The 26789-nt window shown below is 62.4% G+C and carries 22 protein-coding genes; 16 read left to right on the top strand and 6 right to left on the bottom strand.

Annotated elements, in window-relative coordinates; all coding sequences use genetic code 11:
* Window positions 1-197: 197 nt before the first annotated feature.
* From D6Z24_RS17050 to D6Z24_RS17015, 8 genes are all read left to right on the top strand, one after another.
* Window positions 198-1931: a transporter substrate-binding domain-containing protein gene (locus D6Z24_RS17050; protein ID WP_246014705.1), complete on the top strand. Its 1734-nt coding sequence runs from the start codon at window positions 198-200 to the stop codon at window positions 1929-1931.
* A 302-nt stretch (window positions 1932-2233) separates the two neighbouring features.
* Window positions 2234-3682 carry a sigma-54-dependent transcriptional regulator gene (locus D6Z24_RS17045; protein WP_129127822.1) on the top strand — a complete coding sequence of 483 codons (1449 nt, stop codon included), beginning with the start codon at window positions 2234-2236 and terminating at the stop codon, window positions 3680-3682.
* 834 nt (window positions 3683-4516) lie between these two features.
* Entirely contained in the window at window positions 4517-5251 is a 735-nt protein-coding gene (locus D6Z24_RS17040; protein WP_129127821.1) for an amino acid ABC transporter ATP-binding protein, read from the top strand.
* Between the two features lie 66 nt (window positions 5252-5317).
* Window positions 5318-6142, top strand: a complete 825-nt coding sequence (locus D6Z24_RS17035; protein ID WP_129127820.1) for an ABC transporter substrate-binding protein — start codon at window positions 5318-5320, stop codon at window positions 6140-6142.
* A gap of 175 nt (window positions 6143-6317) precedes the next feature.
* Complete coding sequence (locus tag D6Z24_RS17030) at window positions 6318-7022, top strand: amino acid ABC transporter permease (protein WP_129127819.1); 705 nt, start codon at window positions 6318-6320, stop codon at window positions 7020-7022.
* Between the two features lie 59 nt (window positions 7023-7081).
* Window positions 7082-7783, top strand: a complete 702-nt coding sequence (locus D6Z24_RS17025) for an amino acid ABC transporter permease (RefSeq protein WP_129127818.1) — start codon at window positions 7082-7084, stop codon at window positions 7781-7783.
* A 142-nt stretch (window positions 7784-7925) separates the two neighbouring features.
* Window positions 7926-8204 (top strand): hypothetical protein, encoded by a 279-nt coding sequence (locus tag D6Z24_RS17020; protein WP_129127817.1) that lies wholly within the window; start codon window positions 7926-7928, stop codon window positions 8202-8204.
* Window positions 8201-8845, top strand: a complete 645-nt coding sequence (locus D6Z24_RS17015; protein ID WP_129127816.1) for a CAP domain-containing protein — start codon at window positions 8201-8203, stop codon at window positions 8843-8845. The genes D6Z24_RS17020 and D6Z24_RS17015 overlap by 4 nt, the downstream gene beginning before the upstream one ends.
* 5 nt (window positions 8846-8850) lie before the next feature.
* On the opposite strand, the gene D6Z24_RS17010 is transcribed toward D6Z24_RS17015, so the two are convergent.
* The 3 genes from D6Z24_RS17010 to D6Z24_RS17000 are packed head-to-tail and all read right to left on the bottom strand — an operon-like array spanning window position 8851 to window position 13014.
* Complete coding sequence (locus D6Z24_RS17010; protein ID WP_129127815.1) at window positions 8851-9471, bottom strand: helix-turn-helix transcriptional regulator; 621 nt, start codon at window positions 9469-9471, stop codon at window positions 8851-8853.
* 3 nt (window positions 9472-9474) lie between these two features.
* Window positions 9475-10824 carry an HlyD family type I secretion periplasmic adaptor subunit gene (locus tag D6Z24_RS17005; protein ID WP_129127814.1) on the bottom strand — a complete coding sequence of 450 codons (1350 nt, stop codon included), beginning with the start codon at window positions 10822-10824 and terminating at the stop codon, window positions 9475-9477.
* Between the two features lie 12 nt (window positions 10825-10836).
* A complete protein-coding gene (locus D6Z24_RS17000; protein ID WP_129127813.1) occupies window positions 10837-13014 on the bottom strand; it encodes a type I secretion system permease/ATPase in 2178 nt (725 codons plus the stop codon).
* Between the two features lie 166 nt (window positions 13015-13180).
* Here D6Z24_RS17000 and D6Z24_RS16995 point away from each other — a divergent pair, with 166 nt between their 5' ends.
* Complete coding sequence (locus tag D6Z24_RS16995; protein ID WP_129127812.1) at window positions 13181-13501, top strand: hypothetical protein; 321 nt, start codon at window positions 13181-13183, stop codon at window positions 13499-13501.
* Here D6Z24_RS16995 and D6Z24_RS16990 read toward each other — a convergent pair.
* The 3 genes from D6Z24_RS16990 to D6Z24_RS16980 form a co-directional block, all read right to left on the bottom strand.
* A complete protein-coding gene (locus tag D6Z24_RS16990; protein ID WP_129127811.1) occupies window positions 13498-15456 on the bottom strand; it encodes a bifunctional diguanylate cyclase/phosphodiesterase in 1959 nt (652 codons plus the stop codon). The two genes, D6Z24_RS16995 and D6Z24_RS16990, sit on opposite strands and share 4 nt — an antisense overlap.
* A gap of 18 nt (window positions 15457-15474) precedes the next feature.
* Window positions 15475-16149 carry a transglutaminase-like cysteine peptidase gene (locus D6Z24_RS16985; protein WP_129127810.1) on the bottom strand — a complete coding sequence of 225 codons (675 nt, stop codon included), beginning with the start codon at window positions 16147-16149 and terminating at the stop codon, window positions 15475-15477.
* Between the two features lie 96 nt (window positions 16150-16245).
* Window positions 16246-17568 carry a TolC family outer membrane protein gene (locus tag D6Z24_RS16980; protein WP_129127809.1) on the bottom strand — a complete coding sequence of 441 codons (1323 nt, stop codon included), beginning with the start codon at window positions 17566-17568 and terminating at the stop codon, window positions 16246-16248.
* Between the two features lie 317 nt (window positions 17569-17885).
* Between D6Z24_RS16980 and D6Z24_RS16975 the strand changes: the two genes are divergently transcribed.
* The 7 genes from D6Z24_RS16975 to D6Z24_RS16945 form a co-directional block, all read left to right on the top strand.
* Window positions 17886-20150, top strand: coding sequence for an OmpA family protein (locus D6Z24_RS16975; protein WP_162605161.1), 2265 nt, complete (start codon window positions 17886-17888; stop codon window positions 20148-20150).
* Window positions 20151-20232: 82 nt separating this feature from the next.
* Window positions 20233-20778, top strand: coding sequence for a hypothetical protein (locus tag D6Z24_RS16970; RefSeq protein WP_129127807.1), 546 nt, complete (start codon window positions 20233-20235; stop codon window positions 20776-20778).
* A gap of 18 nt (window positions 20779-20796) precedes the next feature.
* On the top strand, window positions 20797-21372 hold the full coding sequence (locus D6Z24_RS16965; protein WP_129127806.1) for a hypothetical protein: 576 nt from the start codon (window positions 20797-20799) through the stop codon (window positions 21370-21372).
* A 9-nt stretch (window positions 21373-21381) separates the two neighbouring features.
* On the top strand, window positions 21382-21855 hold the full coding sequence (locus D6Z24_RS16960) for a hypothetical protein (RefSeq protein WP_129127805.1): 474 nt from the start codon (window positions 21382-21384) through the stop codon (window positions 21853-21855).
* Window positions 21852-22961: a hypothetical protein gene (locus D6Z24_RS16955; protein ID WP_129127804.1), complete on the top strand. Its 1110-nt coding sequence runs from the start codon at window positions 21852-21854 to the stop codon at window positions 22959-22961. Before D6Z24_RS16960 ends, D6Z24_RS16955 begins: the two co-directional genes overlap by 4 nt.
* On the top strand, window positions 22933-24930 hold the full coding sequence (locus D6Z24_RS16950) for a hypothetical protein (protein ID WP_129127803.1): 1998 nt from the start codon (window positions 22933-22935) through the stop codon (window positions 24928-24930). Before D6Z24_RS16955 ends, D6Z24_RS16950 begins: the two co-directional genes overlap by 29 nt.
* A gap of 431 nt (window positions 24931-25361) precedes the next feature.
* On the top strand, window positions 25362-26789 hold a 1428-nt coding region (locus D6Z24_RS16945; protein ID WP_162605160.1), incomplete at its 3' end, for a retention module-containing protein.

The raw sequence follows: 26789 nt of genomic DNA, 5'->3' as shown, positions 1-26789 counted from the left end.
AATTATCCCGGCCTCTTTCGGAGGTTTTGCCGGCAGTGTTTCAGGCGAAGTCGATTGACAGCGCTGCCCGGTCTATGTCATTAATTTCCCATTGTCCGCTCCGGTTAATCCCCAGTAAAGGTGCCCTGTCCTTGCCTTTTTTTACCTTCCATAGGGAAAAGCCCTCCACAGGCGGTGCGAAGCGCCCCGGCGCAGTCGTGGCCATCTGGGCTTCGCTGCTCTTCCTGCTGCTCGGTTTCGCCCCCGCGCTGCACGCCGACACTGCGGGACCCGGTGGGGGAGGCAAGGGCGTGGTCGTAGTCGGCGGCGATTACAACTACCCCCCCTACGAGTTTGTCGATCACGAAGGGAAGCCGACCGGCTTCAACGTGGAATTGACCAAGGCCATCGCCGAGGTGATGGGTTTCAAGGTGGAGATCACCCTGGGGCCCTGGGACGGCATGCGCCGTGCCCTGGACCGTGGGGACGTCGACATCCTGCAGGGAATGGCCTTCTCTCAGGAGCGCACGAACGAGGTGGACTTCTCCACGCCTCACGCGCTTTTGTTCCAGTCCATCTGGATCAGGCGTGACAGCCGGAAGATCAGGTCGATCGAGGACGTGCGCGGCAAAGAGGTCATCGTGATGAAGAACAGCATCATGCATGATTTCATGACGAGTTACGCCCCCACCTCGAAGCTCATCCTGACCGACACCCTTGCCGAGGCGCTGAGACTTTTGAACCAGGGGCGGGGGGACTGTGCGCTCGTCTCGCGGCTGACCGGCATGTACCTGGAGAAGGAACTGGGGCTGAAGAGGATCATCCCGGTGGCCGAGCCGATCATGACCCAGGCCTACGGCTACGCGGTGAAGAAGGGAAACGCCGAGGTGCTCGCCCGCTTCAACGAGGGGCTAGCCATCCTGAAGCGCTCCGGACAGTTCCAGGAGATCCACAACAAGTGGCTCGGCGTTATGGAGTCGCAGCCGGTGTCGTGGGCGCGCGTGGTGCGCTACGTGACCCTCGTCGCGGCGCCGCTTCTCATCATCCTTTTGGGGACCGTGGTCTGGTCGCGGACCCTGCAGAAGAAGGTGGCGCAGCGCACCGAGGAGCTCGCGCGCGAGGTGGCCGAGAAGCAGGCGGCCCTGGAGAAACTGAGGATGCACCAGGACCAACTGGTGCAGGCGGACAAGATGGCCTCGCTGGGCGTGCTGGTCGCCGGGGTCGCCCACGAGATCAACAACCCGAACGGCCTGATCCTGTTGAACCTTCCCCGGTTCGAGGAGGTGTTCCGCGGCTCGCAGCCGATCCTCGACGAATACCGCGAGCGGCACGGCGACTTCAAGCTCGGGCGGCACAGCTACGACCGGCTGCGCGAAGAGTTGCCGCACATGCTGTCGGAGACGCAGGACGCGGCGAAGAGGATCAAGCGTATCGTCACCGAGCTGAAGGATTTCGCGCGCCGCGACAGCGCCGATCTCACCGAGCTTGTGGATCTGAACCAGTGTGCCCAGGCGGCGTTGCGGCTGGTGGAGAACACCGTGGTGAAGAGCGCGCACGACATCGTCGTGAACCTCTCCGACGCGCTGCCGCCGGTGAAAGGGAACAGCCAGCGCATCGAGCAGGTGATCGTGAATCTGCTTTTGAACGCGAGCCAGTCGCTTCAAGGGAGCGGCAAGAGCGTCCACGTCGCCACGAGGCACGACCGTTTCCGCGACCTCGTGCTCTTGAGCGTGCGGGACGAGGGGAGGGGGGTGGAGCCGGAGCACCTGGCGCGGCTTACCGATCCCTTCTTCACCACCAAGCGCGAGGAAGGGGGGTGCGGGCTCGGCCTCTCCATCTCGGCGGGGATCGTGAAGCAGCACGGCGGGACGCTGATCTTCGACTCGCAGCCGGGCTTCGGCACCACGGTGACCATGGAGCTGCCGGCGCTTAGGGGACGGGGCGAGGGGTAATGGCGGACTTCCCGCTAGCCTTTAGCGCGTCGGATGCAAACGTCCCCTCCCCTGGAGGGGGAGGGCTGGGAGGGGGCGCGCAGCGTCTTGTCGGGCTTCCCCCCTCCCATCCTCCCCCCTCCGGGGGGAGGGGCTCCTATGCACGGTCCAGCCGGATCTGCAGTGGGGCATCGTTCCTACGGTCCACCGTGGGAACGAAAGCCCCGGACGCTCCAGCGTCCGCAGTACGAGACGCGGGAGCGTCTCCCGATTGCATTCCCACGCTGGAGCGTGGGAACGATTTCTTTCCGCGAGGAGTTGCAATGAGCGAAGCACTTTATCCGGCCTTCGGCGTGCTTTTAGTTGACGATGAGGCGCCGTGGCTGCGCAGCCTGCGCATGACCCTGGAGGGGCCGGGGGCGATCAGCAACATCATGACGCTCACCGACAGCCGCGAGGTGATGGGGGTGCTGGACAAGGGGCACATCGGCCTCGTGCTCCTCGACCTCACCATGCCGTACCTCTCGGGGCAGGAGCTCCTGGCGCGCATCGCCGAGGAACACCCCGAGGTGACAGTGGTCATCCTCTCCGGTCTGAACCAGATCGAGACGGCGGTTTCCTGCATGAGGCTCGGCGCCTTCGACTACCTCGTGAAGACCGACGAGGAGGACCGGATCCTCGACTCGGTGCGGCGCGCGATCCGGATGCAGGAGCTGCAGCTGGAAAACAAGGAGATGCGGCGCCGCTTTTTGAACGACCGGCTCGAGTGCCCCGAGGCGTTCGCGCCGCTTGTGACGAACAACAAGGCGATGCGCTCCATCTTCCAATACATCGAGGCGGTCGCGAAGAGCACGCAGCCGATCCTGATCACCGGCGAGAGCGGCGTCGGAAAGGAGCTCATCGCACGCGCCGTGCACACCTTGAGCCGCGGCGACGGGCCGCTCGTCCCGGTGAACGTGGCCGGGCTCGAGGACAACGTATTCACCGACACGCTTTTCGGGCACAAGAAAGGGGCCTTCACCGGCGCCGACGAGAGCCGCAGCGGCATGGTGGAGCAGGCCGCCGAGGGGACCCTTTTCCTCGACGAGATCGGCGACCTCTCGCTTGCCTGCCAGGTGAAGCTCCTGAGGCTCTTGCAGGAGGGGGAGTACTACCCGCTTGGGAGCGACCAGCCCAAGCAGCTGCGTGCCCGCATCGTGGTGGCTACGCACCACGACCTCTCGCGGAAAAAGGACGCGGGAAGCTTCCGTAAGGACCTCTATTTCCGTCTGCGGGCGCACCACGTGCACATACCCCCTTTGCGCGAGCGAAAGGACGACATCCCGCTTTTGCTCGATCACTTCCTGAAGGAAAGTGCGGAGGTCTTCGGGAAGAAGGTGCCGAGCTACCCGAAGGAACTTCTGACCCTCCTCGCCAACTACGGTTTCCCGGGCAACCTGCGCGAATTGCGCTCCATGGTCTTTGACGCGATGAGCGTCCACTCCTCGCGCATGCTTTCGATGAACAGCTTCAGGCAGGCGATGGAGGTGAAAGGGGGGGAGCATGGTGAGACGACGGTGCCGGATCGTGGTGCCGTGAGCGGTGAACAAAACGTCTTCGCCTCCCTGTGTGAGATCCCCACGCTCAGTTCCGCGGTTGAACAGCTGGTGATCGAAGCGATGCGACGCGCCGACAACAACCAGAGCATGGCCTCCCGCATGCTCGGCATTTCCCAGCCTGCGCTGAGCAAACGGCTCAAGCTGCAAAGAAGCGGAAGGGATAAGGACGATTGACGATTGACGATTGACGATTGACGATTGACGATTGACGATTGACGATTGACGATTGACGCGTCCGTCTCTTTACCCGCAAGGGGCACATTCTCCTCCCCCCGGAGGGGGGCGGTCGGGAGGGGGGAAGCCGGATCGAGCCGCTTCGCGCCCCCTCCAACCTTTTGGCGGCCGTGGCATTACTTCCTTTTGACGGTCCATCCTCCCTCTCCCCCCGGGAGAGGGGCGGGGTGAGGGCACCGGCAGCTGCAATCTGGTCTTTTCGTGGCAACGCCCTCACCCTCCCTCCGGGCACCCTCTCCCGGAGGGAGAGGGACTGGCGCCGGCCCCTGTGCGTTGTGCTGCGGCCGATCTGCCTAACTTGCAGGCAGCGTCCTTCCCCGTGTCGTTCTCCCTTGCCGAGGGGCAAGCGCTGTTTTTGCCTCCTTTTTCAGCAACCCCTCCCGGGCCGCCGCGGCACCGTATGAACCTCCCGCCTTACCGTCGTCTGCATGGGGTATAACTTTTGTTAACTCTATGAGAATTGTTATACCCCTGCTAAACCGCCCTTTCTTGGTCCCTTTCCCTTTTCTCTGAAACGTCTTTCTGCTAACGGTTATACCCCTTTGTTTCTAATGCGACGTTTCAAAGTCCTGTATTCGGATATTAATCCGAGTTCTTAGCCGTTTACGCCCGCGTTGGCACCCCCCTTGCTATATATGAGGTCGCTTCATTAGCATACTGCCGAGGCCGGCGGTGAAACGGTGGTTCGCGCCGGGCGTTAAAGGCGGAACTGCCCATATCCTGTGCAGCAGCTTCGACTGACTCGATTGGCAACAAATAGAAAAGGAGCAGCAGATGATCAAGTTTGAAGGGGTCCACAAGTGGTTCAAAAAGCTTCACGTGCTCAACGGGATTGACCTCCACGTCAAGCAGGGGGAGGTGGTCGTTGTCTGCGGTCCGTCGGGGTCCGGCAAATCCACCCTGATCCGCACCATCAACCAGCTGGAACCCATCCAGGAGGGAGGCCTCATCGTTGACGGCATGGACCTCAGGAGCAAGAAGACCGATATCAACAAGCTGCGCGCCGAGGTCGGCTTCGTGTTCCAGCAGTTCAACCTCTACCCGCACCTCTCGGTGATCGACAACATCACGCTGGCTCCGATCAAGATCCGTAAGAGTTCGAAGAAGGAAGCACAGGAGCAGGCGATGGAGCTTCTCGAGCGCGTTGGTCTCGCCGTGAAACGCGACGCCTACCCGACCCAGCTCTCCGGCGGTCAGCAGCAGCGCGTCGCCATCGCACGCGCGCTCGCCATGAAGCCGCGCATCATGCTCTTCGACGAACCGACCTCCGCCCTCGACCCCGAGATGATCGGGGAGGTGCTCTCCGTCATGCAGGACCTGGCATCTTCCGGCATGACCATGGTCTGTGTGACCCACGAGATGGGCTTTGCCCGCGAGGTCTCCGACCGCGTCGTCTTCATGGACCACGGCGTGATCCTCGAGGAGGCCCAGCCGGAAGAATTCTTCCGCAACCCGCAGCACGACCGCGCCAAGCAGTTCTTGAAGCAGCTGCTGTCGCCGATGCACTAGAACTTGCCTGTCTTCGGACCTGCCGGAGGCGCTTGTTAAATACCGAACATCAAAAGGAGATTCACTGTGAAAAGATTGGCTGCTGTTGTTATTGGTCTGGCTGCGCTCATGGGGACTTTCGGAAAGGCGATCGCCGCGGCTCCGGCCGACACCCTCGCCGAGGTAAAGAAGAAAGGCGTTCTCGTGGCGGGCGTTAAGGATTCCCTCCCTCCTTTTGGTTATGTCGATGAGAAAAGCCGCGAGATCGTAGGTTACGACGTGGACTTCGTGAAGGCGATCGCCAAGAAGCTGGGCGTCAAGGTCGAGCTGAAGCCGGTAACCTCCGCTTCCCGCATGCCGCAACTCATGGAAGGGAACATCGACATCATCGCCGCCACCATGACCAAGAACCCGGAGCGCGCGAAGCAGATAGGCTTCAGCCACACCTACTTCGCCACCGGCCAGAAGTTCATCACCGTGAAGGGTAAGGTCAAGAGCCTGAAGGACCTCGCGGGCAAGAAGATCGGCACCGCCAAAGGTTCCACCTCCGAGCAGAACGTGAAGACCGCCATCCCGACCGCCACCGTGCTCTCCTTCGACGACTATCCGCAGGCGTTCCTCGCGCTGCAGCAGGGCAAGGTCGCCGCGGTGACCACCGACGAGGCGATCCTGGCCGGCATCCTCGCCAAGGCCCCGAACAAGGCGAAGTTCGAGATCCCGAACGTCCAGATCTCCAACGAGCCGTACGGCCTCGGCATGAGGAAGGAAGACGCCAAATTCATCGCCTTCGTGAACAAGACCATCCTCGAGATGGAGAAGAGCGGCGAAGCGAAGCGCATCTTCGAGAAGTGGTTCGGCAAAGGGACCCCGTTCGCGCTGAAGAGAACCTTCAAGATCGTGGCTGACAAGTAAAAAAACAGGTCAAGGTTGAGGTCGGGGTCGAGAAAAATCACACGGCTCTCAACCTTGACCTGTCGTTTAACAGTAAACCAGGTTGTCGCTGAGCTTTAGTCGAGAGAAGGGGATTTAGTTGTCAGCCTTTCTCTCAACTTGACCTTAACCGCAACCTGCCTTCAAGGGGTTTTACGTGCTAAAGTACTCATTTGACTGGTCCATCGTCACTTCCGGCAAGTATTTCGAATGGCTGGTATCCGGGCTCAAGGTCACCCTGGAGCTCTCCGCCGTCGGTATCGTCTGCGCCTTCATCCTGGGGCTGATCATCGCGGTCTTAAGGATGAGCCACTTCCGTCCCGTGCGCTGGATCGCCACCGCGTACCTCGAGTTCTTCCGGAACACGCCGCTTCTGGTCCAGATCTTCTTCTGGTACTTCGGCTCCTATAAGGTGCTTCCGGCGGTGGTGAACGACTGGCTGAACAGCACGAACTTCGAGTTCGCGGCGGCAGCCATCGCGCTCACCATCTACACCTCGGCCTTCATCGCCGAGGACATCCGGTCCGGCATCCTCTCCATTCCCAAGGAGCAGATGGAGGCGGCGAGAAGCGCCGGGTTCTCCTATCTGCGCTCCATGCAGTACATCATCCTGCCGCAGGCCGTGCGCATCACCGTGCCTCCCCTGGTGAACCAGTTCCTGAACCTCGCCAAGAACTCCTCGCTCGCCATGAGCATCGGCGTCATGGAACTCACCTACCAGGCGCGCCAGGTGGAAAGCTACACCTTCAAGGGGTTCGAGGCCTTCACCGCGGCCACCGTGGTGTACCTGGCGCTCTCCGTGGTCATCACGGCGCTCATGGACCTCTACAACAAGAAGGTGCTCAACCCGCACCGCGCCTAGGACGCGCTCGCTTCGGGATCGAAAACGGCAGATTTTCCTGCGGGAAATGGAGAACATAAATGGAAGAAGCACTTAACTTTCAGGTAATCATCGACAACTTGACCTACTTCATGATCGGGCGCTACCCCAACGGCCCGCTCGGGGGGCTTGGGCTCACCATGTACCTCGCGGTGGTCTCCTGCGTCCTCTCCTTCTTCGGGGGACTCATCTTGGGCCTTTTGAGCCTGTCGCGCCACGCCTGGATCCGGCACCCGGTGAACCTCTTCATCAACGCGGTGCGCGGCATCCCGCTTTTGATGGTCATCTTCTGGATGTACTTCCTGCTCCCGGCCCTGATGGGCAAGACGGTGCCCGAGGCGACCACGGTCATCATGGGACTCACCATCTTCACCTCGGCCTACATGTCGCAGATCGTGCGCGCCGGCATCCAGGGGATACCGAAGGGGCAGACCGAGGCGGCCATCTCCACGGGGCTCAAGCCCTGGCAGGCGATGCTCTACATCATCCTGCCGCAGGGGTTGAGGAATATGATCCCGTCCTTCGTGAACCAGTTCGTCTCGCTCATCAAGGACACTTCGCTCGCCTTCATCGTCGGGGTCTCCGAGCTCACCCACGTCGGCACCCAGATCAACAACCGCACCATGGCGTATCCGACCGAGATCTTCATCTTCATCGCCGCGGTCTACTTCGTGCTCTGCTTCGCCTTCACCAGCTTCTCGCGCTGGCTCGAGGGAAGGCTCGCCTGGAGAAAGTCGATCTAGTCCTCTTTGCCGCAACGTTTCCGAACGCCCCCCTTGGTCCGCCAAGGGGGGCGTTTTTCGTGGACCCTTGCCAAGCTGGACGGTCTGTCTTATCCTTTGGCTGGCCGATATCGGCTAATGTGAGGGCAGGGGAGGGGAGATCATGAAGGCTGAGGTCGTTTCGGTGCGCTACCGCATCCCGCTTACCGAGGTGCAGGCGGAGAAACTCAGGCGCACCTGGCCCAACGGCGATCCGTTTTACCCGTACGAGAAGATGGAGCGCTACCTGGAGCCGCTCCTCGTCGAGGACCTGAACTGGCACCACTACTCCGGGGACTACCTCTACTTCACCGTCTACGGCGACGACATCGAGGCGACCCTCGCCGATGCCCTGAAGGTTTTCGAGGAGAGACTCGCGCTTTTGGAGGGGAAAAGACGATGAGAAGGATACTGCAGGGTGTCATCTTCCTTTTTTGCATGACCGCAATTTTCCCGGTCGGAGGCGGCGTCGCTTTCGGCGCGCAGGCGGGAGAAGCGGACCTCGCGCGTCAGGTGCTCGCCGAGACCAACCTCGCGCGCACCGCTCCGCAGCGCTACGCGAACTACATACGGGAGTTCCGGAAGAGTTTCGTCGGGAAGGCGTACCGGGTGCCGGGGACCTACAACATGGTGATGACCTCGGAGGGGACGAAGGCCCTGGACGAGGCGCTGCGTTATTTAGCGCGGCAGCGCCCGGTGCCGGCGCTTTCCTGGTCGTCCGGGCTTGCCGAGGCCGCAGCCGACCTGGTGCGGGTGCAGACCGAGTCGGGTGAGACGGGGCACGGGGAAGCGGGAGGACTAAAGGGGAGGATCGAGGGGCACGGTTCCTGGACCTCGACCATTGGGGAGAACATAAGCTACGGCCCCGACACCGCACGCATGGTGGTGATGGGGCTCATCATAGACGACGGGGTCCCGAACCGGGGACACCGCAAAAACATCTTCAACCGCGCCTTCGCCACGGCGGGCGCCGCATGCGGGCCGCATCCGGTGTACCGCACCGTCTGCGTCATGGACTTCGCCGGCGCCTTCAAGGAGCGCTAGCCGCGCTACCCCCGGTTGATGAGGAGTGCCAGGCTCAGCCGGTTTCCGGCCGGCAGCTTGCCGTAGATCGAGGTGAGGTGCGCCTTCACGGTGCGCTCCACGATGCCGAGTTCGGCTGCTATTTCGAGGTTGGTCCTCCCCCCGGCGATCAGTTCGGCCACCTTGCGCTCCATGGGGCTAAGCGGCGCCAGGAGTTCGTCGAGCCGCCTCTCCCTTCCCGCCGCGGCGTTTTGCGCCGCCTCCAGGATCAGTTGCTGGATCACCTGCTGCCCGAGCCACACCCCGCCCCCGTCGATCACGTTCAGCGCTTCCTTCAGGCGCTCCGCCGAGATGTACGTGTTGGCGTATCCCACGATCCCCACCTTCAAAAAGGCGAGACCCTCGTCCGGTTCCGGCCGGTCGGAGAGGAGAAAGAGCCTGGTCGCAGGCGACGCGGTGCGCAGGGCGGCGCACTCCGCCTGGTCCACCAGGTCGCGGTGCAGCATGACCAGGTCGGGCCTTGCCGAAGGGACCGTCCGCCTCAGCTCATCGAGAGTGCGGACCTGTAAGATCTCGTTTCCATCGGCAAGCAGTCCCTGCCAACGGGTGAGGACGGTTCCGCTTGCGCTTGCCAGCAGGATGATCATGCGTTACCTCTCGCGCAGTGCGCTGTACTTCGCCTTCAGGATCGGTTTGAGGATGTACGAGAGGATGGTGCGTTTACCGGCCAGGATGTCGACCGTGGCGACCATGCCCGGTATGATGGGGAGCGGCTTCTCCTTGGTGCCCAGGTAGTTGCGGTCCGTCCTGAGCGTCACCAGGTAGTAGCTCTCCTTCTTTTCGTCGGTGATGCTGTCGGCCCCGATCTGTTCCAGCCGCGCATCGAGCCCGCCGTAGATGGTGTAGTCGTAGGCCGAGAACTTCACCATCGCCTTCTGGTTCGGCTTCAAAAAGCCGATGTCGGCCGGCTTTATCTTCGCCTCGATGAGGAGGGTCCCCTCGGTCGGGACGATCTCCACGATGTTCATGCCGGGCTGGATCACGCCCCCTATCGTGTTGACGAGGATGCGGTTCACCGTGCCGTTCACCGGAGAGCGCACCAGGGTGCGGTCCAGGCGGTCCTTGAGCGCCATCGAGGAGGCGGCCTCCTCGCCCAGCTGTGCCGCGACCTCGTTGTACTCGGTCTTCGCCTTGTTCGCGAAATTGAGCTTCAGCTCCCGCATCGCGGAATAGCTCTCGCTGATCTTCGACTGGATGCGCGGGATCGACTGCTTTATGGTCTCGATCTCCCCCTTCATCTCGCTCGCCTTGCGCTCGAGCTGCAAAAGTTCCATGTCGGAGACGGCACCCTTGGCGACCAGCGGCCTCGTGATGTTGATCTCCTTCTGATAAAGGGAGTAGGTCTGGCTGAGCTCCTTGAGCCTCGTGTTCAGCTCCCTCAATTCCCCCTGGCGCTGGTCGATCTGCGACTGTTTCACGTCGAGGGAGTTCTTCAGTTCGGCGCGGCGCGATTCGAACAGGGCGCGCTCGCTGGCGGCGATGGCCGGGGGGGCGTCGGCGGGCGGGGTGAAGCTGGTACTTCCCGCCGCCTCGGCGCGCAGACGGGCGGCCTTCGCCTTGTTGGCACCGGATTTCGCCTGGCTTTGCTCGAGCGAGGAGACAAAGCGGGTCTCGTCGATCTTCAAAAGGAGCTGCCCCTTCTTAACCGTGTCGCCCACCTTCACGTGCAGTTCCGAGAGGATGCCCCCCTCCAGGTTCTGGATCACCTGCACCTGGCTTGCCGGGATCACCTTTCCTTCGCCCCGCGTGGTCTGCTCCACCTCGGAATAGCCGGCCCAGACGAGGAAAATGACGAAGAGGAGCAGGGTCGACCAGAGGATGGCGCGCCCCCCGCGCGGGGACTGCACCAGGATCGAGGTCTTGATGTCGGTCACGAAATCGACTTCTTCTTCGGGCATCCTGCGGAACACCCCGTTCGCCTTGTTCTTGTTTATCTCCACGACAGTTCTCCGCTAGATGTTCAGATGCCCGCGTTGCAGCGCTTCGAGGACCGCCCCTTTCGGGCCGTCGGCCACCACGGTGCCGTTGTCGATGACGATGATGCGGTCCACGAGCTCGAGCAGCGAGGCGCGGTGCGTGATCAGGATCATGGTCTTTTCCTTCGCCCCTTCGGCGAGGTTGTTCTTGAGCCTCAACTCGGAACGGCTGTCCATGTTGCTGGTCGGCTCGTCGAGGACGAGGACCGGCGGGTCGAGAAGGAGCGCCCGGGCGATGGCGACGCACTGGCGCTGCCCGCCGGAGAGCCCGCGGCCGAACTCCGCAACCTCCATGTCGAAGCCGAGCGGGTGTTTCTTCACGAACTCGCCGACCCCGGCAAGCTCCGCGGCCCGCATGATGGAATGGTCGTCGACGTCGTCCGCACCGAGGGTCAGGTTCTCGCGCACCGTCCCTTTGAAGAGCGAGATGTCCTGCGGAACGTACCCCACGTAGTGGCGCAGCTCGGCGGGGTCGATCTGCCTGAGATCGGTGTCGTCCATGGTCACCATGCCGCTTCCCGGCTCGAAGAGCCCCAAAAGCAGCTTGCCGAGCGTGGTCTTCCCGGAACCGATCGGGCCGATGATGCCGACCTTCTCCCCCGCCTCGATGTTCAGGGTGATGTTGTTGAGCGCGTTCACCGACTGGCCGGGGTAGGCAAAGGAGAGCCCGCGCACGCCGATCCCTCCGTGGAAGCGGGTGCGGTGCAGGAAGGTCTTGCCTGCCGGGCGCTCCACCGGGAGCTTCATGATGTCGTCGAGGGTCTTGTACGCCTCCTTGGCGCGGTGGAAGCGGGTGGCGAGGTTCGCGACCTGGGCGACCGGGGCCACCACCTGGCGCGAGAGGATCACGAGGGCGACGAGTCCCCCCTGGGTGAGCTTGCCGACGGAGATGGCGTAGACACCGGCGACGACGAGGGCGACGACGGCCAGGTTCTGCACGAGGTAGGCGACCTGGTTCACCGAGGAGGAGAGAAAGCGCGAGCGCGCGCTCCATGTCGCGATGTAGCCGACGGCATCCTCCCAACTGCGCTGCACGTGGGATTCGGCACCTAGCATCTTCACGGTCTCGAGCCCGGCAAGCCCCTCGACCAGGATGGCGTTTTTCTGGCTGGAGGCGGCGAAGGTGTTTTCCACCGCGCGGCGCAGGGGCGCCTGGATGCAGGCGGCGTAGGCGATCATGATGACGATGCTGGCGATGAAGATGGCGAGGATGACCTCGCCGCCGATGTACCAGATCACCCCGAGCCCGAGGATGATGAAGGGGACGTCGATCAGGGTGGTGATGGAGAATGAGGTGATGAAGTCGAGGATGGACTCGAATTCCCGCAGGTTGTTGGAGAAGGAGCCGACCGACTGCGGCCTCACCTCGAGGCGCAGGTTGAGGACGCGCTGCAAAAGTACCGAGGAGATCCTGAGGTTCGCCTTTTTCCCCGCCTCGTCGATGAAGTAACCGCGCAGCCCCTGCATCAGCACCCCGAAGAGGTAGACGACGGTGACACCTATGGAGAGCACCCAGAGGGTCTCGAAGGCGCTGTTCGGGATGACCCGGTCGTAGACGTTCAGGACGTAGAAGGTGCTGACGAGTCCGAAGACGTTGATGAGTAAGGAGGCGACGATGACGTCGCGGTAGATGCGCCAGGAGGAGGTGAGGGTGCCCCAGAACCAGTGCCCCGTACCCTCGGCCTCGCGGGCGACGCCCCCCTCCCGCCCGATGCGGTACTTGGGGCGGACGAAGATGGCGAAACCGGCGTAGAGCTTCTCGAGCTCGGCACGGGTGATGCTCTTTTCTCCCGTCCCCGCCTCGGGAAGAAGGATCTTGAAGGTGTCCTCCTCGAGGTCGCGCTCAACGACCGCCACCGCCTGACGGTTATGCAAAAGCAGGACGGCGGGGAGCTGCAACTGGCTTATGCGGTTCAGCGGCCGCTTGACGACGCGGCTGGAGAGACCGGCGCGCTCGGCGCAGCGGGGGAAAAGTTCCACCGTGACGCGATTTTGCACGAGCGGCAGTCCCGCCACGATGCCGGTACGCGAAGCCGGCAGCCCGTGCAGCTTGGCGACCAGCATCAGCGCGTCGAGAAGGGGATCGTCGTGACGATCCATGTCCTCGCCAAGGTTCCACTGTGTTTCAGGGGCGGTTCTATCTGTCTCTTGCACGTCGTTTCCTCTTTATGCAGACAAGCCGTCAAAAACAAAAAGGTGGATTATTGTAGCATAATAGATTTCACATTGGTAATCGTTTTGCGTTATACTTGGGCCTGTTGTCCGGTGTCAATGATTTTCGACTAATGCCTTCGCCCGCAGATCACAGAGAGGAAAACGCATGCTCTACATAGAGAGAGGAGAGGACGGCAAAATCGTCGCCCTGCATCAGACCCCCGTCAACCAGACCGCGGAGCAGAAGCCGCTCATGGACCCGGAGGTGCTCGCCTTTTTGAACGAGTCCGGCGCTTGGGGCGAGTCGCTCGCCTTCTCCGACGCCGCCACGGTCCGCGTCATCGAGGACCTTGTCGACCTTTTGGTCAGAAAGAACGTGATCAACTTCACCGAGCTTCCCGAACAGGCGCAGCAGAGGATCAAGACGCGCCAGAGCCTGCGCGAGAAGATCTCCGCCAGCGACCTCCTCGTGCACGACATCATCTAGGTGAATGAAGAGAGCGGCTTCGGCCTGCCGAAGAAGTAACCCTGCATGGCGTCGAGGTTCAGCTCCTTCAACACCGCCGCCTGCTCTTCGGATTCGACCCCTTCCGCCACCACGGCGATGTCGATGCTGTGCGCCACGCTGCAGAGCGAGGCGACGTAGAAGCCGCTGTCGTTCTCCCCGCTCAAGAGCTCCCCGGTGTAGGCACGGTCGATCTTCACGTACTCGGGACGCAGCGACTTCAGGTAGCCGAGTTTCGAGAAGCTCCTGCCGTAGTGGTCGAGGCCGATGCCGTGTCCGCAGGCACGCACCGCGGCGGCGAACTCCCTGATCAGTTCCAGATGCTGCACCGCGGCGAACTCGGAGAACTCGAAGTTTATGTGCGGTGAGCCGGAGGGAAGCCCCTTCAGGTAGCCGTGCAGCCAGCCGCGGAACGCCTCGTCCTCGAGCGACGTGGGGGAGATGTTGACGGCGATGCGCTCGACGCCGATGGTGCGGAAGTCAAAGCGCAGCGCCTCCTCGATCACCATCCGGTCGATGGCGGAAACAAGCTTCAGGCGCTCGGCGATCGGCAGGAAGAGGGCGGCGTCGAGTGCCGTGCCGTCCTCCTGCGCTATGCGGGCGAAGAGCTCCAGCTGCTTTACCTTGCGCTCCTTTGTGTTCGCGATGACCGCCTGGGCGTCCAGGGTCACGCGCCGCTCCTCGAGCGCCTGCACGAGCGATTCCTTCCACTGCTGCTGCCCCATGGGGAGCGCCGATTCCCCGCTCACCGCGCGCAGTTCCCAACCGTTCGCCCCTTTGCTTTGCGCCGCCGAGAGCGCCAGGTCCGCCTCGGAGAGAAGCCGCGACAGGGTGATGCTCCCCTCGTAGGCCGCAACGCCCAGGTTGGCGATGTTGTCGGAGAGTGAGAGCCTCTCGCGGGCGAGGCGCCCTAAGTCGTTCGCAATCTCGGTGGCGATGATTTCCGCTTCGGAAGAGGAGTGGTGCGGCAGGAAGATGCCGAAGTCGCCGCCGGTGAGTCTGCTCAGTACCGCTTCGCCGTAGCCCGAAACCGCTTCCTGCAAAAGCACGGCGACCCGCTTCAAAAGCTCGTCCCCCGCTTGCAGTCCGCGCTCCGTGTTGAGCGCCTCAAGGGCATGCACGCGGGCCAGCATGAGCAGGCCGCGCCCTTGCCCCTCGGTAAGATCGGCTCCCACCTGGGTCTCGAAGAAGCGCCGGTTTCCGATGCCGGTCAGCGGATCGTGGTAGGCCCGCTCCTGCAGCCCCTCGGCCCTCGCCGCCTGTTCCCCGAACATCTCCTTCACCTTCACCGTCATCCGGTTCATCGCCTCGGCAACGCTCTTGAATTCGCGGGTGCGCGGGAGGGGATCCTGCAGCTCGTACTCGCCGCGCCCCAGGGCGTCCGCCTGGCGCTCCACGGCGGCAAGCGGCTTTAATAGGAGCTTGAGCCCTATGCCGACCGCGGCAAGCATGAAGACGGCGCAGCCGGCGAACCAGACGGTCATGGAGATGACCTCGTTCCAGAGCGTCTCGTAGGCGTAGCCCGGGTGGCTCTTCACCAGGATGGTTCCCCCCTGGTTCCAACCCGCCATCACGTCGGCCTCCGCCTCGGGGGTCTTGAGCGGCACGAGTTTCACGAACCACTGCGGCACGTCCTCGACTTTCACCGGGAGCGTCCTGTCGATGAGCACCTCGCCGCGCGGGCCGGTGTAGGTGATCTTCTGGTAGTAGCCCCGGTCGAATAGGGCGTTGATCATGCCTTCCACCGTGGTGAGGTCCTTTTGCGCCACGTGGGGGGAGATGGAGAGGGCGAGCGAGGTCGCGGTATCCTGCACGTGGGACTCCAACTGGTCGGTCAGGAAGGTGCGGGTGTTGGCGAGCTTCGCGTACCAGGTCCCGGTGAAGAGGAGCAGGAAAAGGACGACGGTGAAGATGATGAGCTGTCGATACAGAGTCATATGTTTTTCCTTTGCCCGTTACAGTTTGTTCTCGGACATCTTCTGCAAAAGATCCTGCCAGAGCCTGAGCCGGTTCGACTTGCCGGCGAGTTTACCCTTGCCCCTTTGTTTCGCGAGCCACAGCCCGGAGCCGTTGAAGCTCAGGATCGGCATGAGGTCGGAGCGTTTGGAGGCGTGGTCTATGGAGTCGACCAGGTTGTCGAGCACGAGCGGCTCGGCCTCGGGGTCGCTGTAGTAGGTGAGCACCATGTGATGGATGTTGTAGCGCAGCGCCTTGACGTAGGTGATGCGCAGCTTGTCGTCGTCGACCCCCATCGCCTTGAGGGAAAAGTACTTGGCGATGGCGAAGTCCTCGCAGTCGCCGGCCCCCTTGGCCAGGAACTCCACCGGGGTCGCCCAGTAGTCCTCTACGCCCCACACCTCGCGGTCGGAAGCGAAACGGATCCGCTCGTTGAAGAAGCGGTTCACCTTCTCGAGTTTCTCCCGGTCGTGGCGGCTCCTGTCGCGTGCGATGAGCTCCTCCCAGGCGACCAGGCGCTGGTAGGCCTCCCGGCCGTACTTCTTTTCCGCCTGCTGCAATAGCTGCCGGTCGACGCTGAAGTTGCCGGCGGTGAAGACGGTGCCGGCAACGCAAAGCGCCGCCAAAAAGGCGGCCAGGGACAGCGATAGTAGTCGTTTAAGGTAGATGCCCACGGCGCTCCAGGGAAAGCCCCTTTTGTTAAAAAAAAGCCCGGACCGTCGGTGACTCGCGGCGATCCGGGACTCTGTGTCACGTCTGTTGGCGGGAGGCTACGGCGCGCTGCTTGCCGTGGTCACCTTCCCGCCGGCGTCCGGCGCCTGCAGGCCGAGGGTTGGCAGAAGGCGCGACATCCCGTTCAGAATCCGGTATTCGGCGTACCTCTGGTCGTATTGCGCGTTCACCAGGCTTGCCTTCGCGTTGATGAGCTCGGCCTGGGTGTCGAGAAGGTCGAACATGGTCCTTCTGCCGATGGACCACTGGGCCGCGAAGGCGTCGGCGGTCTGGGCGGCGGCCTTCACGTAGTCGTCGAGGAACTTCAGGCGCTCCTGCGCGGATTTGTTCGCGTCCCAGGAGAGACGGATCGACTGCACCGTCTGCCTTTTCGTGTTGTTGAGGATCTCCTCCGCCTCGTACACCTCGCTTCTGGTCTGCCCAAGGCGCGCCTTGTTCCAGCCGCCGTTGAAGATGTTGAAGGAGATGGTGGCGGTGCCGAGGAACTCCTCGCGGCGTCCCGGCAAGTCGTTGTAATCCTTTTGCCAGCGATAATCAAGGGCGAGATCGAGGGTGGGGTAGAGAAGGCTCTTCGCGGCCTCGTGCTGTGCCTTTCTCTCCTGCAGGTCGGCGCCTGCCGACTTCAGGGTCCGGTTACCCTGTACGGCGAGCTCCTCGGCCTCTTCCTTGCTCTTCGGGAGCTCCGCCGCGACCGATGCGGGCTCGGCCAGTTCGCCGGGGAGGTAGCCTACCACGGCCTGGTAATCGGCGAGGCTGTCGTCGAGGTTCGCTTGTGCTGCGGCGACGTTGGACTGCGCCAGGGCCAGACGCCCCTTCACCTGCTCGAAGTCGGCGCGGCGGTCCACGCCGGACTCGCTTCTGAGCCGCACCTGGTCATGGATCCTCAGGTGGTTGGTCAGGTTCTCCTGGGCGAGCGCCAGGAGTTTCTCGTTTCTGAGCACGTTCAGGTACACCCTGGAGGCGAGCAGGGCGTTGTTCTCGGCGGTCCCCCCGAGGAGGTACTCGCGGGATCTCGCCCGCGCTTCCTGGCGCTCCACCTCGTGCTGCGTGCCGAAGAAGCGGAAGACGTTCTGGCGCACGCTCACCACGGCGGTTGCGGGGGCGACGGTGTTGAAGATGGGCTCATGCTGGCGCGCTACGCCCGCCGACGCGGATGCGTCGATGGTGGGGAGGTACCCTGCCTTGGCCTGGCGCACTTCTTTCTCGCGCGCCACCTTGTTGTAGTACTGCGCCCGTACTTCGGGGTTGGATTGCAACATGTACTTCACGGCGTCCTGTAGTGTCTCGGCGTGGGCCGTGCCCGCCGCAGAGGTTAACATGCCAAGCGCCACAACGGTCATTACCTTCCTGTTCAGTGCCATAAACTACCTTCCTGTTCGTGGTATCAAGCTAACCACCATTGCACATGCTTCACAAACCGCATGACAAATGGAGCAACTCATGTTGACACACATATTATATGTGAATAATAAATTTGCAAATGGTAATTTTGTATGGTTAATTATATGCAAAGCGCCCAGTAGTCAAGTATAAAAATTTCTAAGAAACGGGAGCATTTGACATGGCAGAATTTGATAGTAGCTTAGTAGTACCTTATGGCAAGCCTATGAGGCAGGCACGCTATCCCAGTGACAGTGCGCCTCCGGGGCTCATTCAGAAACCGAAACGGAGACGTGACTTGAAAACGAATTCATTGGCCATCATGACTGCAGCACTGCTATGCGCCGCCTCCCTCCCCGGGACCGTGTCAGCAGCTACGACCTCACCCTTCTCCATCTCACCGATGGTGGGCGGTGTTTCCTTCGCCGGAAAGGAACACCTGGAAACCTCTCCGGTCTTCGGGTTGCGTGCCGGCTACAACTTCACGAAAAACCTGGAGCTCGAAGCGCTCTACGACTACGCGAAGCTCAGAAACAGCCGCAACGGCAGCGAGCACGACTTCAACCGCTACGGCGCTGACCTTTTGTGGAACTTCCGCCCTAATGAGAAGTTCGTCCCGAACCTCGCCGCAGGTTACGCGGGCGTACAGCTTCCTCCCGGCACCAAGGGGGCCTTCGATCTTGGCGGGGGCTTCAAGTACTTCGTGACCGAGGACGTCGCCTGGCGCGGCGACGTGCGCGGCATCTTCTACAACAACAAGCTCGACGACTACGTGGTCGAGTACACCACGGGGCTGTACATCCCCTTCGGCGGAGCTCCTGCCGTTGCCAAGCTTCCCGAGCCGCCGGCTCCGCCGCAGTCGGCGCCCCGCACCATGCCGCAGGCGCAACCGACGCTGAACCTGACCGTTCCGCCTCCGCCTCCTCCGGTCGTGGTCGCGGCTCCCGAGGTGGCGCTCGCCGCCTCCCCCACTTCGATCAAGAAGGGGGAGCGCTCCATCTTGAGCTGGAAGAGCAAGCGCGCCGACAACTGCGAGATGCGCCCGGACCTGGGTGATGTCGCCGTGAACGGCTCGATGACGGTGACCCCGGCGGTCGACACCGTCTACTCCCTGACCTGCACGGGCAAGGGGGGGACCGGCGCCGCCAACGCCGCGGTCATGGTGGCCCAGCCGACCAAGGCCGAAAAGAGGTTCTGCAACCAGCCCGCGGTGCTCATGATCAACTTCGACACCGACAAGTGGAACGTGAAGCCGCAGTACCACGCCGAGCTCAAATCGGTGGGCGACTTCCTGAACGAGTTCCCCGAGGCGTACGGTGAGATCTCCGGTCACACCGACGGCACCGCCAGCGTCGACCACAACCAGCGGCTCTCCGAGCGGCGCGCCCAGGCGGTGCGCGACTACATCGTGAAGAACTTCCACATCGATCCCAAGCGGTTGACCGCCAAGGGTTACGGCAAGAGCCGCCCCATAGCGAACAACAAGACCGCCGTGGGACGCGCGAAGAACAGGCGCATCGAGGCGAACCTCGTGTGCAAGAAAAGGGAAGCCCTACCGGTGACGGCTCCGGCACCTGCCGCCGTGCAAAAGGAGAGCTCGCTCGGAAAAAAGCCCTTAGCCCTGGAGACAGCGAAGGGTAACGCACCGCTTGACGGCGGCGTTACCCCGGCCTATCGCCAGGGTGAACCGGAAAAACTGTTCGTACCGCAGGCCGGCGCGGCCGACCTGCCCGCAGCACAGCGCAAGGGGGAGACGGAAGCGGTTTTGCTCCCCTCCGCGCCGACAACCGCAGTAGCGGAGGGGGCCGTCCCCCCTCCGCTCCCCTCGGCGCAGCGCAAGAAGGAAATCGACTCCTCCTACGTGGACCGTCCCGTAGAGGCCGCCCCGCAGGGTGCCGCGGCACCCGCGGCGCTCCCCGCGGCGCAGCTTGCACCGCAGCCTGCCCCGCTTGCCGAGGGAGAACCTGCCCCCGGGGAGGTTGCCGCGGCGAAACTGCCGCCTGAACTCCCCTCTGCACAAAGGGCAAAGGAAGTGACCGCCCCCGCCGCAGATACTCCCGCCGCACCGCAGCCGACGCTCCCCGCTGTAGCCGCACCGGAGGTACCGCTGCTCGTTCCCGTTCCGGAAGCCGAGCCGGTCTCGTCCGCGCTCAGAAAGCAGGAGCCGGTGCCGCCCCTCCCCGACGAGGAACCCTTCGTCCTCAAGGGCGCCCCATCAACGCCGACACCCGAGGGAAAGATCGCCCTGACCGGGGTCACCATCGACAAGAACGGATTGAGCCTCTTCACCAACGGCAAGGTCAGCGACTTCCGCGTGATCACCATGGTGGAGCCCTACAGCCTGGTCATCGACCTCATCGGTGCGGTGAACGGCATGGGGGCTCAAGGCGCTGCGGTCGACAAGTTCGACCTCACCAACGTCCGCTTCCGCGAATTCCCCGATTATCTCCAGATCACCCTCGACGCCGGCCGGGAGGAAATCATCCCGTACCGCACCTTCAAGATCGACACGGGGTTGAGGATCAACATCAAGCCGAGAAGTACCCATCACATAGGACCCTGACCGGCGCGGGGCGCGATGCCGCTCCGGGCAGTGGATCACGATAGATGAGCTCGCAAAAGCTCATTCGTGAGAGGAGTCGGATATGGATCACAGCGTTGCATTACGATGGAAAACGGCCGTCGTGGTGACGGCAGTGGTGTCACTTCTTAACGCCTCGGCGCTTTTCGCCGCCGAGCCGCAGGGCGTTGCCGCGCCCGTTCAGGAGCCGACCTCGGAGCAGGCGAACGACCTAGGGCTCGAGCTCAGGCTGCAGACGGTGAAGAAGGATCTGCTTGTCTTTCTCAACTTCGCCGAGCATTTCATCGCGAGCGGCGAGACCAAGACCGCGGCGCAGCTCCAGGCACCGCTTGACGACTACTTGAGAAGGCACGTCGACTATCTGGTGACGCAGGCGGTGGACGGCTCCAACATCGAGATGACGCAGCTCTCGGCCGAGATCGCCCTCGTCAAGACGCGCCTTCTCATCGTGCTCAACTACCGGGACGATGCGGGGAGCGTACTCGCCGAGATGAAGAGGCTGTACGCCCCCTACCAGAAGATGTCGGTACAGATCCAGGGCAAGACCACCACGCTGGACGAAGCCATCCGCCAGTTGGACAGCGACCTGGCGCGCATCGCCAAGAAATAACGCCAAGGAGCCGACGACATGGACATTCTGGGCCTCATCACCATCAACCCCATGAGCTTCAACATCTGGTCGCTCAGGATCTCGCTCACCTTGACCACCAGCATCTTCATCATCGCCATGGTCCTCGCGGTGCGTGCGTTCATCCACGCGAAGTCGCTGGACCACAAGCACCTGGACAGCGTGAAGGACAAGCATGCCTCGCCGCAGGACACCCTCTCCGAGAGTGTCGCGAAGATGCTCTGGGCGACAAGCCAGAGTGAAGGGGCCGCGGGGCAGCCGGCGCCGAAGGAGTTCCTCTACGATGCCACCCGCGAGGTGGCGCAGAACAATTTCAACGGCCTTTTCGTGAACCGCATCTACATGTGCGCGAACCTGCTCCCCCCCATCGGGCTTTGGGGCACCGTGGCGGGGATGATCGTCATCTTCCTCTATACCGGCGACCCGGGGAGCGCCATCAACAACGGGGCCATCGGCGCGAAGCTCTGGTCCACCTATTTCGCCCTCATGTACTACGTGCTGCTGCAGGGGATCTGCGTCTGCCTCGACGTCGTCGCGAAACGCTCGATCAACCGCGGCCTGCAGGTGAAGATCTAGGGGGACGCCATGCGCACCGTCGGAACATCCAGGAACCAATGGCTCATCTCCTTCACCGACGTCGCCTTTCTGCTCCTTCTGGTCTTCACCCAGATGTCGAGGATGGACACCTCCAGCAGCCAGGTCGCCGAGATGAACCTCCCCGCCCCGGTGGTGGAGCGAAGCCCCGAGCTCGTGGCGATGCAGTCGAACCCCGATTACCATCAGCTTCTCGTGGACCGGCACGGCGCGAGGCCCTATTGCCTCGTGCACGTCGTGCGCGGCAAGGAGGCGGCGAGGACCGCGCTGCTTTCCTACGACGAACTCTGCTCCGCGCTGAAAAACCTCCAGGAGACGAACCGGGAACATCCGCGCCCGGTGGTGGTGCCGCTTCCCGAATCGTACAGCAGTGATCTGTTGTCCGCGGCGGCGGTGGTGAGCAAGTACTGGAGTGCGGACGGCCTTGCGGTGGTGCGGACCTCGCGCACCGGTGATAAAAGATGAGCGCGCGCGTCCAGAGCACCTGCGGCTATGGCGGCACGCGGCTGAAACGGATCCTCGTTTGCGCGGACCATGAGCTGCGCCCCCCGGTCCCGTCTTGGCTGCGTCTCTTCGTCGCCCTCGTGCTCGCAACGGTCGCGCTTTGCGTGAGCCGGTTCCAGATGCCGGGCGTACCGGTGTCGAAACGCACCATCATGGACGTGAGCAAACTGGATCTGAAGGCCCCCCCGGCGCAACCGAAAAAGCAGGTGCCGCCTGAGCATCCGGTCGCGGAAAAGGTCCAGCGGCAGCGCACCGTGTACGCCCTGGATGCCAAGCCGCCGCAGTACAACGCGCCGGTGGAAGAGGGGAGGCGCCCGGAGGCGACCTCACCCGGCAAAGCCGCAAAGCGGCACGAGGCGAATTACCCTGCCGAGGCGCCTTACCCGGTCGTCGCCCGGTCCTACGGGTACCAGAGCGGGTCCGAAGTCTCGGTTTCCCCGGTGGTCACCCGCGAGCGTCAGGCCCCCGAGGGATTCGAGCCGGCCGCCGCAGGCAGCATCGGCACCCCGGCGACGAGGCTGAGGAAGGAGGCGACCGCGGAGGTGGGGGCGCGCCCTTCGACGAAGAGTACCTATATCTACCGCGTGCGCGGAGGACCCACGGCCGCACTCCCCTCGGCCAGCGAACCGGCCCTCTCGCCGCAGCGCCCGACCAGGCCGGTCGAGGTTGCTGCGAGCGCCCCGGCGCCGCGTGTCGCCGCGGTACGAAGTGTATCCGAGGCGACCATCGAGGAGCCGAAGGCAAAAACGTCCCCGGCTGCCCGGGAGCGCAGCAAGAGCCCGGCGGGAAGTGCCGCTGCCGGCTCCGACGTCTCGTTGTCGCGCGGGGTGTCCCTTATGAGCCTCAAGATCTGCGACAGCGCGTTACAACAGGAGGAAGCGATCAAGGCGGTGCTGAGCGTCGTCGGCTCGCGCCACAGTTGCACCAATGACAAGGGTGAGTTCCAGTTCAAGGGAACCAAACGGGTATCGTCCTTCAACCTCATCATCTTCCCCTCCAGGGGACGAGAGCCATCCCAGCGATGCGAGGAGTTGGAATATGCGTACGACTGCCTTAGGAAAAACTAGCCCGAAACGGATACTGTCATTCATCATCTTCTGCGCCATCTGCCTTTTGCTGGCGATCGCACCCTCCTGGGGCGCCACCAAGAAAAAAGGGCACGCCGCACCGGCCAAGAAGGAACACAAGACGACCCCGGCCAAGGTCGCCGCCCCGGTTGCCGCCCCGCAGATCAGGGAGTGGGGGCCGTATCTCGATGTCGCCTACGAGCTGACCTACTGGGACAAGAACGAGATCAAGGATTGGCGTGAAAAACGCGACCAGGAGATCGGCGAGACCCTCGCCTCCTACATCGCCACCTGGAGCGGAAAACTGGCGCCCGGGCAAAAGGGAGCCGAGCGTCACGGGGAGCAGCCGCAGCTCTTTCGCGACCGCGACTACCTGAGGCTCGCCATCGCCCAGACCATCGATTACCTGCAAAGCGACAACCCGGAGAGCCTCGCCGCCGCGGCGAAGACCATCGAGAGCCTGAAAGGGAAGGCCTCCATGCCCGAGATCGCCTACTGGAGCGGCATGGTGAAGGCGCTGCAGGCCCTGGAGCGTGACGACGCCGATGATTTCGTGGCGCAGGTCTACGGCATCTGGAACGGGTCGATCCTCTACATCGAGAAGAACGAGATCGCCACCGGGGCGACGAGCGGCGCGGTGCCGACCAACACCCCCTTCTACTATCGAAACCTCATCAACCTCGTGGTGAACCGGGCCATCATCGCCCGCAAGCTGGACGGTCTGAACGCGCTGGGGCCCCTGTTCGTCATGATGAACGACAGGAACCTCGGAGAGAAGGACAGCGAAGGGAAGTACACGAAGACGCTGGTGCAGCGCATCGTGGACGGGCTTGGCGCTCCGGATTCGGACCGCTACCGGCTCAACTTCACCGTCGCGGCGATCGAGTCGAAGCGCCTGCAGCAGGTGGCAAGTTCCAAACTCGACGCCGAGGGGATGACCGAGTCGGTGCAGAAGACCTACGAGCGGGCGAAGACCTTCAACGACCTCTGCTTCAAGTGGGCTGCGGGACCCAGGTCGAGCGGCGTGGTCATGGCGGCGGTGGACTACCTCGACATGACCAGTTTCGCCATTCCGCGCCTTGCCGACAACGAGAACGCGGCCGCCTACAAGTTCTTCTCGACCCTCCCCGACCAGGAGGGGCGCACCGCGTTATTGAAGTCGATGGCGATCTTCAACGACATCGCCCCGTACTCCGCGGGAGGGTGGGAGCGTGCCGGCTACCAGAGCCGGGAGCTGTACCTCAAGTCGACGCACCGTCTCTGGCGGGCCATCATGGAGCTCTCCCTTTGGACCGGCGACTATTACCTCGTGAAGCTCAACACGACGCAGGACGCGCAGAGCATCCAGAGCTACGCCACCTCGATGCAGATGGCGCTCAACTCCTACCTGAACTTCCTCACCGCGCAGCAGGGTAGGGGGTTCAACGACGTCATCCCGGATTCGGCGTACTTCGGGGCCTTCGAGGCCTCCGACAAGGTCTCCTATGCCTACCGCAGGGTGAGCGAATTCAGCACGGACAACGGCGCCTACAACCTGTGGTTCACGCACCGCCTGCTTTCGGCCGAGCTCTTCCCGCTCTCCTTGCGCGAGGTGCGCCAGACCTCGGCGGCGCTCAAGAAGGACGGGCGTTACAACCTGTACCTCGACTACTTCCTGCCGCTGGCGAGCCGGATCAAGCAGTCCCCGGCGATCAAGAAATGGGTGAGCGCGCAGCGTCCCGAGACGGCGACGTCGAGCCTTGCCTACATAAACGCGGTAGACAAGCTCTTCGCCGGCACGGCCCCGGCCGACGTACCGACCGACACGCAGCTCGTCGCGTCGTTCCAGAGCATGCGCGAAGAGATGCAGAGAAACCCCGATCATCCGACCCACAACCTGTTGAAGCTCTTCTACCTGGAGGAGATCCAGAAGAACTCGAACTTCACGAAACTCGTGAAGGAGCCCAACCGACTGGATCGGCCGTTCTGATTTCAGGCTGTGCTACGAAGCGCTGTTTGTGAACCAGAGATCTCCTTTTGGGCGCAGGTTCTTCGAAGAATGTCGGGGGAAGTGCAGTAACAGTATCTACGCAGCGCCGTATGCGAACACACGTTCCCCCCTTTGCGAAGGGGGGGCAGGGGGGATTTGCTTCTGCCCCTCAATCATAAAAAAAGCCCTCTGTCTCAAGGAGGGCTTTTCTTGTCAGTCCAAAGGCAGCGGTTCTGGCAGACGAATTATCCGTTGTCACGGCAGCAGATATACAGGACGACTGAAGGTGAATGAGCTCCGTGTAATCTTAATCACTATGTCAATCTAGTACCAAGGTACAATAGACATAGTCCTGCCTGAGAGATATGTTTACGCTAACCGAATTTAGACAAGCCCCCTTCAGCCAATAAATCTAACAGTGGAGAATGGTCATGGCACAGAACACTCACGCAGCAACGGCAGGCGCCGGGAACCAGGTGGTTGGTAAGGTTGTGATTCTGTACGGGACGGTGAAAGCGATATCCCCGGATGGAGCGGTAAGACTCCTCATGCCGAACAGCCCGATCTATGCGAATGATCGTATCGTCACCGAGAGTGACGGCAGCGCCTCGATCGTTTTTGACGGAGCGCAGGAGAATCATCTGGATCTGGGGCGTATGACCAATGTGACCATCGACCATGATGTATATGCGACGGTGACCCCCGAAGAGGTATCCGATGCGGTGTCAGAAGTAGAGCAGATTCAGCAGGCCCTTCTGACCGGCGATCAGCCCATCGAGCTCGAAGCTCCGGCAGCCGGTGGTCCCGCCAGCGCCGGCGGTACCCATCCGATCTTCGTCGTAGCGCCGACCGGCGCGGAAGTCACCCCCACAAGTGGTGTGACGACCACCGGCGTTACTTTCGGCGCCACGGGAACCATCGAGGCGGCGGCCGCAGACGTACAGTCCCCCGCTCTTACAGGGCCTGGCCTTGGTTCTGATCACGGATCCGTTTCCGAAGATGCATCGAACCCCAATCTTTCCACTACTGGGACGCTAACCGTTTCTGATGTGTATGGTAACCAGTACAGCGTTAATACGACTGTCGCACCTGTCGCTAGCGAGGGTGCCTTGGGCCACATCACGATCGACAGTGCGGGGCACTGGACTTACAGCGTTTCCAATTCCGCCGTTCAATATCTCGGCAATGGAGAGACAAAAGTCGAGACCTTCACGGTGCAGAGCGTTGACGGCACCACCCACGAAATCGTCATCACGATCAACGGCACCAACGACATCCCGACCTTCACCGGTGCCGACCATGGCTCCGTGACCGAAGACACCCCGAGCGCTCAAACTGTCAATCTGACTACCACCGGGACGTTGGTTGTAACTGATGCGGACCAGCACCAGTCTGCAATCAATACGGCAGTCGCACCTGTTGCAAGCGAGGGTGCTCTTGGCCACATCACGATCGACAGCGCCGGCCACTGGGCTTACAGCGTTGCCAACGCCGACGTCCAGTACCTTGGCAGCGGCGAGAGCAGGGTTGAAACCTTCACGGTGCAGAGCGTTGACGGCACCACCCATGACATCGTCATAACGATCAACGGCACCAACGACGTTCCGACCTTCAGCGGTGCCGACTCCGGGTACGTCACCGAAGACACCCCGAGTGCTGAGACCGTTACGTTGTCCACTAATGGCACACTGGTAGTTGCCGATGCTGATCAGCACCAGTCGGCGATCAATACGGCCGTCGCACCTGTCGCCAGCGAAGGCGCCCTGGGCCACATCACCATCGACAGCGCCGGTCACTGGACTTACAGCGTTGCCAACGCCGATGTGCAGTACCTTGGCAATGGCGAAACCAAAGTCGAA

The sequence above is a fragment of the Geomonas oryzae genome (assembly GCF_004117875.1).
GTDB classification, from domain to species: domain Bacteria; phylum Desulfobacterota; class Desulfuromonadia; order Geobacterales; family Geobacteraceae; genus Geomonas; species Geomonas oryzae.
This window is presented reverse-complemented; position numbering and strand designations above follow the sequence as displayed.